The sequence below is a fragment of the Tildeniella sp. genome, from assembly GCF_059505325.1.
Map to the genome: position 1 here is coordinate 1 of NZ_JCACKI010000070.1, position 13,751 is coordinate 13,751.

The 13,751-nt window shown below is 49.0% G+C and carries 16 protein-coding genes and 1 riboswitch; of the genes, 2 read left to right on the plus strand and 14 right to left on the minus strand.

Going from position 1 to position 13,751, the window contains the following annotated elements; all coding sequences use genetic code 11:
* Positions 1–169 precede the first annotated feature (169 nt).
* Positions 170–1,393: an efflux RND transporter periplasmic adaptor subunit gene (locus AC5JO6_RS24755; RefSeq protein ID WP_496083713.1), complete on the minus strand. Its 1,224-nt coding sequence runs from the start codon at positions 1,391–1,393 to the stop codon at positions 170–172.
* Positions 1,394–1,830: 437 nt separating this feature from the next.
* On the opposite strand from AC5JO6_RS24755, the gene AC5JO6_RS24760 reads away from it, so the two are divergent.
* Positions 1,831–2,394, plus strand: coding sequence for a PadR family transcriptional regulator (locus AC5JO6_RS24760; RefSeq protein WP_496083714.1), 564 nt, complete (start codon positions 1,831–1,833; stop codon positions 2,392–2,394).
* A 36-nt stretch (positions 2,395–2,430) separates the two neighbouring features.
* Here AC5JO6_RS24760 and AC5JO6_RS24765 read toward each other — a convergent pair whose 3' ends face one another.
* The 4 genes from AC5JO6_RS24765 to cbiQ form a co-directional block, all read right to left on the minus strand.
* Positions 2,431–3,828, minus strand: a complete 1,398-nt coding sequence (locus AC5JO6_RS24765; RefSeq protein WP_496083728.1) for a glycosyltransferase family 4 protein — start codon at positions 3,826–3,828, stop codon at positions 2,431–2,433.
* Positions 3,829–3,954: 126 nt separating this feature from the next.
* Positions 3,955–5,037 carry a glycosyltransferase family 4 protein gene (locus tag AC5JO6_RS24770; protein WP_496083715.1) on the minus strand — a complete coding sequence of 361 codons (1,083 nt, stop codon included), beginning with the start codon at positions 5,035–5,037 and terminating at the stop codon, positions 3,955–3,957.
* Positions 5,038–5,527: 490 nt separating this feature from the next.
* On the minus strand, positions 5,528–6,382 hold the full coding sequence (locus AC5JO6_RS24775) for an energy-coupling factor ABC transporter ATP-binding protein (protein ID WP_496083716.1): 855 nt from the start codon (positions 6,380–6,382) through the stop codon (positions 5,528–5,530).
* Complete coding sequence (gene cbiQ / locus AC5JO6_RS24780; RefSeq protein ID WP_496083717.1) at positions 6,366–7,169, minus strand: cobalt ECF transporter T component CbiQ; 804 nt, start codon at positions 7,167–7,169, stop codon at positions 6,366–6,368. The genes AC5JO6_RS24775 and cbiQ overlap by 17 nt, the downstream gene beginning before the upstream one ends.
* A 171-nt stretch (positions 7,170–7,340) precedes the next feature.
* Here cbiQ and AC5JO6_RS24785 point away from each other — a divergent pair, with 171 nt between their 5' ends.
* Positions 7,341–8,222 carry a GIY-YIG nuclease family protein gene (locus AC5JO6_RS24785; protein ID WP_496083718.1) on the plus strand — a complete coding sequence of 294 codons (882 nt, stop codon included), beginning with the start codon at positions 7,341–7,343 and terminating at the stop codon, positions 8,220–8,222.
* A 135-nt stretch (positions 8,223–8,357) separates the two neighbouring features.
* Here the strand turns inward: AC5JO6_RS24785 and AC5JO6_RS24790 are convergent, their stop codons facing one another.
* The 9 genes from AC5JO6_RS24790 to AC5JO6_RS24830 all read right to left on the minus strand — a co-directional run bounded on the left by AC5JO6_RS24790 (position 8,358) and on the right by AC5JO6_RS24830 (position 13,727).
* Positions 8,358–8,663, minus strand: a complete 306-nt coding sequence (locus tag AC5JO6_RS24790; RefSeq protein ID WP_496083719.1) for an energy-coupling factor ABC transporter substrate-binding protein — start codon at positions 8,661–8,663, stop codon at positions 8,358–8,360.
* 3 nt (positions 8,664–8,666) lie between these two features.
* A complete protein-coding gene (locus AC5JO6_RS24795) occupies positions 8,667–9,425 on the minus strand; it encodes an energy-coupling factor ABC transporter permease (protein WP_496083720.1) in 759 nt (252 codons plus the stop codon).
* A gap of 22 nt (positions 9,426–9,447) precedes the next feature.
* A riboswitch (cobalamin riboswitch) is annotated at positions 9,448–9,668 on the minus strand.
* Positions 9,669–9,707: 39 nt separating this feature from the next.
* Positions 9,708–9,869, minus strand: coding sequence for a hypothetical protein (locus tag AC5JO6_RS24800; protein WP_496083721.1), 162 nt, complete (start codon positions 9,867–9,869; stop codon positions 9,708–9,710).
* A gap of 100 nt (positions 9,870–9,969) precedes the next feature.
* A complete protein-coding gene (locus AC5JO6_RS24805) occupies positions 9,970–10,302 on the minus strand; it encodes a hypothetical protein (RefSeq protein WP_496083722.1) in 333 nt (110 codons plus the stop codon).
* Between the two features lie 120 nt (positions 10,303–10,422).
* Positions 10,423–10,602 carry a hypothetical protein gene (locus AC5JO6_RS24810; RefSeq protein WP_496083723.1) on the minus strand — a complete coding sequence of 60 codons (180 nt, stop codon included), beginning with the start codon at positions 10,600–10,602 and terminating at the stop codon, positions 10,423–10,425.
* Between the two features lie 135 nt (positions 10,603–10,737).
* Positions 10,738–11,829: an aliphatic amidase gene (locus tag AC5JO6_RS24815; protein ID WP_496083724.1), complete on the minus strand. Its 1,092-nt coding sequence runs from the start codon at positions 11,827–11,829 to the stop codon at positions 10,738–10,740.
* Positions 11,830–12,145: 316 nt separating this feature from the next.
* Positions 12,146–12,781, minus strand: a complete 636-nt coding sequence (upp, locus tag AC5JO6_RS24820) for a uracil phosphoribosyltransferase (RefSeq protein ID WP_496083725.1) — start codon at positions 12,779–12,781, stop codon at positions 12,146–12,148.
* Positions 12,782–12,923: 142 nt separating this feature from the next.
* The gene (locus tag AC5JO6_RS24825; RefSeq protein ID WP_496083726.1) at positions 12,924–13,361 is read right to left on the minus strand and encodes a DUF4079 domain-containing protein; all 438 of its coding nucleotides are present in this window, start codon (positions 13,359–13,361) and stop codon (positions 12,924–12,926) included.
* A 132-nt stretch (positions 13,362–13,493) separates the two neighbouring features.
* Positions 13,494–13,727 (minus strand): hypothetical protein, encoded by a 234-nt coding sequence (locus AC5JO6_RS24830; protein WP_496083727.1) that lies wholly within the window; start codon positions 13,725–13,727, stop codon positions 13,494–13,496.
* Between the last annotated feature and the right edge of the window lie 24 nt (positions 13,728–13,751).

Consider the following 13,751-nt stretch of genomic DNA (forward strand, 5'->3'; position numbering starts at 1 on the left):
GCTATCAGCTATCAGCTATCAGCTATCAGCTATCAGCTATCAGCTATCAGCTATCGGTTATCGGTTATCGGTTATCGGTTATCGGCTATCGGCTATCAGCTTTAAGTCCCAGGCTGACTGCTGACCGCTGACCGCTGACCGCTGACCGCTGACCGCTGACTGCTAACCGCTACAAAGCAATTTCGGCGTTGTCTCTTAGACTCAGCAGCCCTGACGTGACAATTTTTTCTCCTGGCTTCAACCCATCCAGCACCTGGTAGTTGTTGCCCTCAATGTTGCCCAACTTCACGGGTCGTTGTTTGGCAATCAGTTGATCGGGCTGTTCACCGGGTTGCGCGACAAACACAAACGTTTGCCCCGCCACACGAGAAATAGCAGCAGTTGGGATTAAAATGCCGGGACGTTTGCTCCAGATGACCCGTGCACGAGTAAATTGTGAGGCTCGCAGTTTATTCGCAGAGTTGTTGTAGAGCGCTTTGATGAGCACCGATTGATCCGTGCTGTTGACCGCAGAGGCAATAAAGAAAACCTGACTCGTACCGACCACTTTTCCTTGAGTGTCGAGCAACTCAACGGCTGTGCCTTGCTTAACTTCAGGTGCGCGATCGACCGGAATCGAAAGATTGACCTCCAGGGGATTGTTTTGAGTGATCGTCACCATTGACGTTGACGTATCCACAAAATCCCCAACCTTGACTGGAATATCCCCAACAGCACCTTCAAAGGGAGCCGTGATGTTGTAGTACTGAAGCTCAACTGCCTGCTCTTGAGTCGCTGCCTGATTCTGCTGCACAAGGCGATCGTTGCTAGCAATCACCGACTTCTGTGCCTGAATCTGCGCCTTCGTCACACCAACTTGCGCCTGCGACGCTGCCAGATTGTTGGCGTACTGATCGAGCGTATCTCTGCTGGTTGCGCCTTGAGCCAACAACTCTGCGTAACGCTTATACTGCGCCTGTCTCAGTTTTAAGTCTGCCTGCTTTTGCAGCAAATCGGCTTCATAACTTTTTAGCGTGGCTCTGGCATTGGCGCTGTTTGCGATCGCCGATTCCGTTGTCGCGGTTGCACTGCCCACCGTGGCTTCTTGCTTCCGGGGATCAATCAGCAAAATCGGTGTGCCAGCCGCGACGTTATCGCCCGCTCTGACTGAAATTTGGGTAACTTGCCCTTCCACACGCGGTTTCAAGCTAACCGATCGCCGCGACACAAGATTTGCTACATACTCATCGCTATCGTTAACGGTTGCCGACTCGATCGCGGTCACTTTCACTTTCACTGGCGGGGGCTTGTTGGCATTTGCCGCCTGCTCACCCTTGCTGCAAGCCCCAAGCAAGCTCAACGCTAGCGCTGAGACTACGAGTTGCTTTAAAACTAAATTTCCCTTGATAGCCATGATTTAACCCGTAAGATTGCATTCAACTTCTAGGACTCAGGCGCAGATGCCCGTGCGCGAACCTGTCCGAGGATGTGATGCTCACCAACTCCCTGTCTAGCTGCGATACCAGAGCAGGGCGGTTTGAACGATGTTACCTTTTAGCGTCTTGCTACGTTCGTCATACTGCGTTCATTAACCGATTTTCAACTGATGCAACGCCAGTGCTCTAGAAGCACAGCCTCTAGAAGCATGGCTTCGATATCATCATGTACGGGTTACTCAGTGTCCGTACCTTAAGTGCGTAACATCGTTGAAACTAGTGGGGGCTTGGTGGCTAATCGATAGTTCGGAAGCAAAAAGCTTTGACTCTTTTGACTCGAATGTTGCAAAGCATATAACGAATATAGATAAAATAGAAAAAAAACACAACGGTTCAGTATATCGGACTGATATAAATGCTTGAATTAGCCGCTCTTGGTTTACTGCAACGCGAACATTTGCACGGCTACCGCCTCAAGCAGCAGCTAGAGCTGTTGATGAGTAGTTGCATCAGCGTTAACTACGGTACGATTTACCCACTGCTCAAGCGTTTGGAGACACGAGGGGCGATCGCTGTACTGACTGATGCAGAAGGCGAGGGTAGTCCGCATCGAAAAATCTACAGCATCACGCCTCAAGGTCAAGTGCTTTGGCGGCAGAAGATGCTGGAATATCCTCACGAGAGCTGGGTCAACTCTCGCTCTCGCTTCCTGATCAAATTTCTCTTTTTTAGCTATCTTGAGCCAGCAGAACGCCTCAAACTGCTCCAGTATCGTTTGATGGTTTGCCAGCTCCGTCTAGAAAATCGAGAGATGCAGCAGCCACTTTCGTCTGATCCCTACGACGCTAAGCTTTGGGTGTACTGTGGCACAGACTTACAGCGGGAGATTCAGTGGCTTAAGGAACAACTGCTGTACGAACAGACCACGCACACCCTGGTAAAAGACACAAGCTTACAACGAGTCCCAACAGGTGAATAGCAGTAGGCTACCCTTGCTGCCGATTCTTGCAGGCGGTCAGGAAACTTTTGCTAGTGTTGAAGCAGCAACCTCTGTGCGGACGGCATACATCTCTTGACTGGGTGCTGGCAGCAAAACCGCTGCGCCAGAGAACAGCGTGCTAGAGATTGATTGAGCCAGCAGACGGCGGTATAGATCGCTCAGGTGGACTGCAACACCCGACCAGCTAAAGTTTTGCTGTACTCGAATCGGTGCCTGTCTTCTTAATTTTCTTGCCCATACGGTATCGGTCAAAACGCGATCGATTGCCTGAGCAAACGCCTCTACATTCTGCGGTGGCACCAGCAGCCCCGTTTCGTCTGGCACAACTGTGAATTTCAGACCGCCAACATCCGAAGCGACAACGGGGGTACCACACGCCATCGCTTCGATCGCTACCAGCCCAAACGGTTCGTAATGGCTGGGAATGACGCAAACATCGGCAGCCGTATAGTAGAGCGGCAGCAGCGTATGCCCAATTTGTCCTGCAAAAACGGTTTGCTCTGCCAGACCCATCGATTGCACCAGTTGCTCAATCCGCTCTCGTTCTAGCCGATCGGTGCTGTCTGGGTCACTACCACCGACAATGACCAGCCGCAGTTTAGACGGTGGCTCCTTTGCCGCAGTCTGGCTCTCAGCACCAGTTTGGCTCTCAGCATGTGCCGACTTCTGCAACTGGGCAAACGCGCGCACCAACGTTTCGATCCCCTTGCGGTGATCAAAGCGTCCAACGTATAAGACGATCGCATCGTTGGCAGCAAACCCCAGCCTGGCTCTAGCGTCTGCCTTGGGTATGGCGTGGAAGTTACTGATATCGGTGCCACACGGGATCACCTCAATATAGCCCTGGTTTGAGACCAGCGTACGAAGCGTTTCCTGCTCTTGGGGACTGGTCGCCACAATACAATCTGCCTGCTCAAGAATTTGGCGCTCGATCGCTAACCTGGTCTCGGCAATGGCAGGACGATGAGGCACCGTCTGATACTTGACTGCGCCTAACGAGTGATAGGTATGGATCAGTTGGATATTGCTGTGTTGCTTGAGCTGTAAACCAACCCAGGCGGACATCCAGTAATTAGTGTGTATGAGTGGGTAGTTAGAGCCTTCTTTGCTCTGAAACGCTTGAAACGCAGCAACAAAGGCTGGCATATGGGGAAACAGCTCATCGCGCGGGATAAACTCCTCCGGTCCTGCCACCAACCGAATGGTGCGGCAGTGGAGTGAATGCTGCACGATCGCGGCATCGTCTGGTTTTGTTTTGCGAGTAAACATATCTACTTGCCAGCCCAGCTTTGCCAGCGCCTCGCCTACTTGACGCACATAAACATTTTGCCCACCAGCGGCATCTTTGCCAATTTCTGCTGCTGGGTCGCCGTGCTCTGAAATCAGCGCGATCGCCTGTCGCGTCGGTACCATCTTGCGGGAAGACACATAGGGCTGGTTGACCGATACTGCACTGGACGAAACGAGTTTTGTATTGTTGAAACTGACCATCTCTTCACCTCACAAAAAAAAGTGGAGACCCATGTCTCCACCAGATGACTAACGATTTTTGCCCAGACTCACAAAACTGCGAGACTGCCCGTTTTGCGCGAAGCGGGCATCCACGAGCTGCTGATAGACCGCTTCATAGCCATCCACCATGCGCTGCACACTGAAATGATTAACTACGTGCTCTCGGCAAGCGCGGCGATCGATCGCTGGTACCTGATCAAGCGCTGCGACAAACTCATCAACGCTGTGACACAAAAACCCTGTTTCGCCGTGTGCAATTACTTCCGATGTCGAACCAAGCTCCATAGCGATGACTGGGGTGCCCGATGCCATCGATTCAACCATGACCAAGCCAAAGGGTTCACGCCAGGTAATGGGAAAGAGCGTTGCTACTGCGTTGCCCATCAGCGCATTCTTCTGCTGGTGGTTTGCCTCGCCGAGATACTCAATTTGCGTCCCGTCAATGTGTGGTTTTAAAGCAGTTTCGTAGTATTCCACATCGACTGGATCAATTTTGCCTGCGATCTTCAGGTGCCAGCCAGTGCGTTTTGCAATCTCGATCGCCAGGTGAGTGCCCTTTTCGGGTGACAGCCGCCCTAAGAACACTAGATACGGCGGGTCACTGGGCTGAGGATAAAAGGTATAACTATCCGTATCAATGCCGTTATAGACAGTTGCTACACAATTAAGCCCAAGCCTTGGTTCGCGCTGGGAATGTGAAATGCTCACAAAGGGTTGCCGTTTAGCGTGAGTAAACATTCTCTCGTTGTCAGGCGTAAAAATGCCGTGCATCGTATGCACAGTAGGAGTTTTCACCAGTTTTGCATAGGGCAATGCTGAACAGCCCATGTGGGAATGAATGACATCAAACTCATCAGCACGATCGTAGACCGTACTGAGCTGTAGCATTTCGTAGATGCCGTACTCTGTCACGCTGTCATCAAGGCGTAGTGCGCGAGGATGCACTGCTTCAAGCGCTGCAAGTGTCATGGAATCGCCAGAAGCAAACAGAGTCACCTCATGACCGCGCCGTACCAATTCATCCGTCAAGAGAGAGGCAACCAGTTCGGTACCGCCGTACGTAGGGGGTGGGACGCGCTCCCACAGAGGAGCAATTTGAGCAATCCGCATTTGTTAATACCTCCTGAAAAGTAAAAGTAAAATTGGCGGTCTTCGGCTCTCGATCGCACATTTTTAGTTCGAGCCAAAGGCAAAATCAAAGTTAAAGAGTTTGACAGATAATAAAGCTTAGCCAAGAATCTAGTAGAAACTTTACGTTTTGTCTACAGAGTTTTCACTGATAGACATGGTAGAGATTACCGAACCTGGTTCTCTAATCAAGCGCTATGTAGCTTCGTACCTGCTAGTGTGGATTTTATCTGCTCTACTGATAAAAGCCATCCCCCTTCAGACATGGCACGCAAAACAGCTAATTTGTGGTAAGCGAGCACAGCAAGCTTGTCTCCATCATCGGGAAACGCACTCATCTAAACGGTTTCATGCTTGTCTACGTCTCCAGTTTGCAGTGCTTTGTTTGGAGCGCTGTAGCCAGTCAACTGTGCAAGGCGGCATCAAAGTAGATTTTTGTTTTAACCATCAAGACTTGCGCCTTTTGATAGTCCTAGCCGTATCGAAAAACATCCAGTATGCGGTTCCGCAACGATTCTGGGATGCTGCTCATCACCTGGTAGTCTGTTTGCTGCGAATCGTTGGCTAACGCTTCTGCAACCTTATCTAAGACATCAAAGACCAGGGGAATGCCCAAGTTTAGCTGCTTTAGAGTGTCTCGTTGAGCAAACACGTCTTGAGGCGTTCCCTCCAGCACCAGTTGTCCTTGTTGCAGAATAAAAAGCCAATCTGCCCAGCAGTAGGCTAAATCCAGATCGTGCGTTGCCATGACGATCGTGGTGCCTGTCGCGTGAATTTGGCGCAGTTGTGTCATCAAGTCACGGGTTTGGATTTGATCGAGGTAGGCAGTTGGCTCATCCAAAAGCAATAGTTTGGGCTGGAGCACCATTACATCTGCCAGAGACACGCGCTTCTTTTGTCCTAAGCTCAGGTGATGGATGGGTCGCGCTGCCAGTTCAGATAAGTTGAAGTTTGCGATCGCGTCTCCTACCTTCTGTGTGACCTCAGCATCTGGCAACCCCAAATTACACAGCCCGTAGGAAATGTCTTCTTCTACTGTCGAGGCAACCAACTGCTGCTCTGGATCTTGAAACACCAGTCCCACATTTTGACGCAGTGCCATGAGCGAGGTGCGATCGTACTGCAACGGTGTCCCTTGCCAGCGAACAACGCCACGCTGCGGTTTATAGAGACCGTTTGCCAGCAAAAACAGCGTCGTTTTACCACAGCCGTTATGACCAATCAGTGCACAGCGTTTACCAGCGGGAATGCGGAGGGTCAGGCTTTGCAGAGCAGGTTGCGGGCTGCCAGCATAGGTATAGTCAACGCGCTCAAATTCCAACAGCATATTGCCATCCTGTAAGCGCTACTAAGAGAGCACAGCCAAACAATGCCTCTAGACTGTAGCGTTTTGAAGGTAGATAGCGACGGGAATGACACACGCGAAAGTCACCCGTAAAGCCACGCGATTCCAACGTGAGCGATACCTGACGGTAGTTTTCTAAAGTACGCCGTAGCAACTGTCCGACCAGTAGCCCTAAACTTTTCATCCACAGCCGCCAGGTGCGGTAGCCGCCACGCGATTGTTGTGCCATCCAAATTTCACGAGCAGTACGCAACAGCACGAAGATAAAACGATACATTAACAGCAACAATTCAGTCAGCAAGGTCGGACAGCCAATGCGGCGCAGCACATCCAGAATTTCGGTGAAGGGAACCGTAAGGATGATGAAATAGATGCAGGCGGTTGAGGCGATCGCTCGTGCAGCTAAATCCCCCGCTTGATGAATCCCGTGATCGCTCAAATAAAGGTAATAGTTACCCCAAGTGAAGCCCTGCCACACATCTGTCTGCACTGAAGACAGGTTGGCAACGTCCACACCACTGATTAAAAAAGCAGGCAAACTGGTTAACCAAAAACCAATTGGGATGAACAGCAACCGGAAATAAACCGCTGCTGGAATCTTGGCATAGATCACGGTCCAAACGCTGAGCCAAACCGCGATCGCAAGCTGAATAGGAGCGCGAGTACAGTAGGTGATGAGTAAAAGGGCGATCGCAAACAGCAGCTTGTGTTCGGGCGGTAGTTGCCGTAGCCGATTGGTGTACGCCAGTGTATCAATTTGCAGAGTCATAAACCGTTGATCAAGAAGTTTTTGAGCTGTTTTAGGTTCTTTGTATGAGATTGAATGTCTGGGTAGTCCCATGGATTGGGCATACAGAATAGGACAGTCGATGAATCAACTAAAGCGGTGCTACAAGAATTCAGTACGTTACCAAACCTAACCTTGTTGGAGAGGGAAAGATTGCCAGAATGTTCTGCAATTTACTTTGCGATCGCTCGTGATCAGGTTCTCTATGTTGGTCTAGCAACCAATTTAAGAAAGCGTTGGCAAAAACATCACCGTTTGCCGCAACTTGAAGCAGTCAATAAACAATGTGAAATCAGGTTGTTCTGGCTTGGTTGCGCTCAGAATCAGCTTAATGATCTTGAGCGTCAGTACATTGAGTATTACTGTCCAACGTTGAACCAAACAAAAGTACCAGAGCGGCAGCTCGTACCCAGCTTTCAGATGCTCACGCTGTCGTTAAAGAAACTCAACGAACGAGTAATTTGTTTTGGAGTATGTCCAGCCGATAACCAGCGGTTGAAAACATTGATTTTTGGTTACTTAGCTGATCATAGAGAGATGCGACTTGCAACAGCTACTCTTCGTAAAAGCTTACAGGCGATTACAAGAAAGCCAAACAGCTTATTTAGATGGACAGAGGTTATTCGACGCAAAGATGGTGCTCATTGGTGGACAAGGTGTAATGGGATTGAAATTCGGCTGCGCCCCTGGTTTGGAGAACGCCTCATGCACAATCCCAGTATGTATAAAGTGATGCTAAAGAAGCGGTTTAGTGCACAGACTTCAATTCCTATGCCTGAGTACGAAGCTATGCGACAAGAAGTAAGAGCAATGTCTTTTAGAGAGAGGCTAGAGTTAGCTCGTAGTTTAGAAATGGGTCAAAAATTATTTCCACTAGAGTGCAGCGCACAATTCCATACTGTTAGTGGGGTGGAAATTCTTTGTTTAACTGACAGTCAACTACAAGCCCTGCTCTCAAAGCATTCAAATCTTCAAGAGCAATATCCTAAGATATCCGCCATTTGCAATGATCCAGTGCCAAGATTAGAGTTTTGACCGAATGCTCTCGCTAATTCTCGCTTAACAACGAAAAGCTTGAAACCTAGTAGGCTTCAAGTGCTAGGAGCGCTACCAGGAAGTGGTGGGATCTTCGCACAGACTCGTTTCTTCAGAACAAAAGATATTGAGGCATCAACCTCGATCGTCCTTTTTTCGCTTCTCCGATCGTCCTTTGTACAGCCCAATCACATAGCCAATCACGCCAGTTCCCAACGCCGCTTGAGAGGAAAAGAGGAGGCTTTCAATCTCATCGCTAGGCGGCTCAAAAAACGGATTAAACCACGGCGTATAACCAGGACTCAGTTCATTGATGGCACCTTCTGCTTGAGCATCAGAACCTGCGTATTCACCCTTAATAAAGATCAGGGGAGTAACAGCAAGACTGATGACAGCGATCGCCAGCAGCCAATTTTGCTTACCCAAAGAATCTTTCTTCATCACTTAACTCTCCTGCTTCAGCAGCTTTAGCGTTTCCAATTCCTGCTGCCCGTAGGATTGCAGCCAGTTCCAGACCAGCACCGTCAGCAAGCCTTCGCTAATCGCCAGCGGCACCTGCGTCACTGCAAAAATGCCTGTGAACTTGAGGAACGCTGCCATGAAGCCACCACTTGCAGCCGGAAACGCTAGTGCCAGTTGAATGGATGTCATCACGTAAGTGAGCAAATCTTCCAACGCGGCGGCTGTAAAGACAGCAACCCTCTGATACCCAGTGCGTAGCACCAGATGGTAAATAAAATAGGCGACATAGGGACCAACGATCGCCATCGCAAACATATTCGCGCCCAACGTGGTCAAGCCACCGTGCGCCAGCAATAGTGCTTGAAACAACAGAACCAGTCCACCTAGTACAGTCATGACCGAAGGACCAAACAAGATCGCGCCCAGTCCCGTTCCAGTAGGATGCGAGCAACTTCCAGTGACAGAGGGAATCTTTAAAGCAGACAGAACAAACGTAAAAGCGCCTGCTAACGCCAACAGCAGCTTTAATTCAGGGTTTTGCTTTGTGATACGAGTGAGCGATCGCAGTCCCACTAGAAAAAACGGCAATGATACCGCCCACCAAAAAGCTGCCCACTGCACGGGCAAGAACCCCTCTGCAATGTGCATAGCAGACGCAGGGCTGGCGGAACCAAGCAATAAATAGCAACTCAGGCAAGCCATCAATCCCAGGCTAGCCAACTTCCGATAGCGTGTCTTCATCCTGTACCTCGCAGATAAGACGGTTTTGTAACGCGATTCGGCAGGCGTTCTGACTTGAAGAATGCAAAATTAAAAAGGCAAAATTAAAAAATGGTAAGAGACACAAGCCCTACAAATTTTCAATTTTCAATTTCTAATTTTCAATTTCCTTTACAGTTGCGGGACAGCGGTAGAGTTTCACTACACTTTCCCTGTTACCTCCGACGGCTGCTCCCCGTCAGAACCGAGTCGTGAACTCAGCATACATGATGGGAAAATATTAGAAAAGTTTTATGCAGCTTGCTAACAATCGTCGATCGCGCCCTGCGTGTCATTCACTCGATAGCGCGCCACACACCGATGACCAGCAGCATTGGCATCATCAAGATTACGGTGCAATACCTGCTTAAACAGTTGCATCGCACCAACGCGATCGCCGTGACGCGACTTCTCTACGCCTTGCAAAACAACTCATCATCATCAGTGACCAACGCTCTCCTACTACCCAGTCACTGACTTCGTGCTTAGCCAATCGCCAACTTAGACCTCCGACTTCTCAGAGAAGTTAGAGGTCTGAAATGGGTTTTAGAACGAAGGAGATACCAATGCTGTACGTCCAAATAATGCGATCGTCAAAACCATCGTTGACAAAAGCGGCATGAATAAAAGAACCAAAGCCATTGATTGCCGACGTTCGACTCAATCGAAGTGCTGCCGAAACACCATAGGCATTCATTCTTGTAGGCGTGATGGCATCCAGAGCATACGTTCCCTGAGCGGCATAGAGCATAACCAAAACATCTGTGACATCGCTACCCAAATCGAAAATTGCCGATCGCCGATAGGCATTGACATCGGTAAGACCAATGCTAAACGCGAGGCTTGGTTGAACGGTCACCGGAGCCAGCGCTGAGTAGCTACCGTTGAACAGTCCATTTTTGGATGCAGGACTATTGGCGAACGCAATCGAGCAACTGAGAGGCGAGTTAGACCAATTCTACAAAATCGCCCTACAGATTCATTCTTGCTGCTGACCGCTGACTGCCAGCCAAAGCTTGCCTGTGTAGCCACAGTTTAATGAAATGGTATTACCTGCCAGATAGTCACCACTGATGGTAATCGCAGGGGTTATCTTAATCGCTACTCCCAATCCCAACCCGCCACCAGTGTCATCAATGGAGTTTTTCTCAGCGAACACTTTTTCTCAGCGAACACTTTTTCTCAGCGAACACTGAGAGAAGACACGTAGCACCACTAGAATTTCATTAAGCGTCTGTAGGGACGTTACGCTTACCTCCCTACAGACAAACCAACCGCTTTAAGACCTGCTCGCTTAAGAGTTAACGGTGACTGGGACTGCTACTGTCTGAGGCTTTTCAACCGGGGCAGTGGTGCTGATTTTCTGCGTAGGCAATCCTTCGATTGGGCATTCTTCAGTACCGACTGTCGGACGAGTCAGCGTCTCTACTTTTTCCTTGACCTTCTTCGGATCAAGCACCCAATCGCGGTAGAACTGATAGGGGCATTCCGCCATACCTTCAGAGCCTTCGCCCGAATTAATCATACCCGTGTAGCCACGATGCAGCAGCTTGAACAGATGGTTCTGAGACTGGGAATTTTTGCGAAAATCACGGATAGCAAACTTGGATAGAGCAGCGTACTGTACGCCCATGTCTTCCTCGCCGCATTCGCCCAGCGTGCGACCGTCAAAGCCAACGATCGCTGAATGTCCAAAGTAGCTATAAACGCCATCAAAACCAGCCGCATTCGCAACAGCAACATAGACATTGTTCATCCACGCCATTGCTTTCGACACCATAATCTGCTGCTCTTTGGCAGGATACATATAGCCCTGACAACGCACAATCAGTTCAGCGCCACGCATAGCACAATCACGCCAGATTTCAGGATAGTTACCGTCATCACAGATAATCAAGCTGATTTTTAGTCCTTTGGGACCATCTGACACATAGGTGCAGTCACCCGGATACCAGCCCTCGATCGGTGTCCAGGGCATAATCTTGCGGTATTTCTGCACGATTTCGCCCTGATCGTTCATCAAAATCAGAGTGTTGTAAGGCACCTTATTAGGATGGTCTTCATGACGCTCACCAGTGAGTGAGAAAACACCCCAGACTTTGTTTCTGATGCAGGCTTGAGAAAAAATCGCGGTTTCTTCACCAGGAATGGTTGCCGCCGTTTCCATCATCTCCTTAGCATCATACATAATCCCATGAGTGGAATACTCAGGGAAAATTGCCAAATCCATCCCTGGCAAACCAAGCTTCATGCCATCAATCATTGAGGCAATTTTATGACAGTTCTCAATGACTTCTTCTTTAGTATGGAGACGTGGCATTTTGTAGTTAACGACTGCAACTCCAACTGCATCGTCACTCGAAGAAATATCGCCGTGGTAAGACATTTAGACCTCCAATTGACTTGTGTCTAGAGCATAGCTGACAACCTAAAAACCTATGAAATTGAAGGTTCGCCCTCCAAAAACATTTCCCTCAAAAATTCTTTGGTTAGCTCAATGCCGGATCGCTATTACTTGTGCATAACACTTAATGAATCCAGGCTGCTGAGCGAACTCTGCCATCGATCCACCAACGGTAAGCCAGCTCTTTGTGGCATGGGCAATCATATGAGAAGGAACATAGACAGTTTGTATCGTTTATTACCTAATTGGTTGCAATACGTGCAATACAACGATCGCACATAGACCCTTTGCGTCAAACCTACTTTGTGCCAAATAAGCGATCGCCTGCATCACCTAATCCCGGTACGATATAGCCGTGTTCATCTAGTCTCTCGTCGATCGCGGCTGTAAAGATTGGTACATCTGGATGCTGCTCATGAAAGTTGCTAATGCCTTCAGGTGCGGCTAGCAAACAAACTAACTTGAGCGATCGTGGGTTCGTTTCTTTCAGTCGTTGCACGGCAGCGGCGGCTGAATTACCTGTAGCCACCATCGGATCGACCACCAGCATGTCGCGCTCTTCAATGTCGTCTGGCACTTTAAAGTAGTACTCCACCGGCTCTAGCGTGGTTGGTTCTCGATATAAGCCAATATGTCCAACCCTGGCAGATGGCATCAGTTGCAGCATTCCATCCAAAATGCCCTGTCCCGCTCTCATGATGGAAACAATCACCAGCTTTTTATCAGAAGCCAGTACAGGTGCCTCCATCGCACAAAGCGGTGTTTTAATTGATTCATATCTGAGCGGCAAATCGCGCGTTACTTCATAAGCCAACAGCATACTAATTTCAGTCATTAGTAACCGAAACTTAGCCGTACTCGTTTCAGCCCGACGCATGAGAGTCAGTTTGTGTTGGATGAGAGGATGCCCAATAACGGTAATGCTCGGTGCCATACATGAAGTCCTTTGTAGATGCGATAAGAGTATGAGGCAAATTTGATTGATGTCCAACTCTGTTCGCTTGCGACAATCTCATACTGCAATTCATTAACACCCTTTCGTTAGCACTCTCAATTGAGTCTTTCAAGGCAAATACTCAAGGCAAATACTTTTGCACGACATCCCATCCCGTCAACGAGACCCAAAGAAACCCGATAAACAAGAGTAGGTTAGTGCTGACATGCAGCAATCTTGCCCAAGGTCGCATTAAGCTGATTTGCATAGCACTCCAAGCAGAAAGAAACGTCAGGCTGACTACAGTTAGCCCTGCAAGCAAATGCCATGAGTGCCCCAAACTGCCGAAGTGACCCAGTGTTCCAACAATGCCAATACCCAGAAGCAGCAGTATCAGCGCTATCATTACTCCACCCACAATTACATGCAAGGGACGCAACCAAAAAGCACACGGTTGACATTGCTGACGCTTAGCGAAAATCCACCCACCGGAAACAGCCAACAAAAGATATGCCACGATCGCAAACCCCAGTGACCACGCAGCAATTTTCCATAACCAAATAAATGAAGGTAAATTCACTAGCCCAAAGCTAAAGAACCTCTTCATCTTGCATACAAATGAACCAAGAAAGCAAATTAGAGTTCGATACAGGCGATCTAGAAATTAAATAGTACAAGAATACTGCTCGCAAAACTACTTCGTCTCATTACGCTAGCGCATTATCGGATACACCTTTACGCACCACCGCTCAACAATATGTCTTATACCAATTCTACAAAATCGCCCTACAGATTCGTTCTTGCTGCTGACCGCTGACCGCTGACCGCTGACCGCCAGTACGATCGCTACCAAAGCAGGTTTTTTGAGTATTTCGGGTATGGGTTGGAGCGCTTTAGCAACGGTGCGTTGGTTTATTTTGGTTGAGGAGTTCAGTGTGGGGTTCAACGTGGGAAAGGGAGCACTCTAATG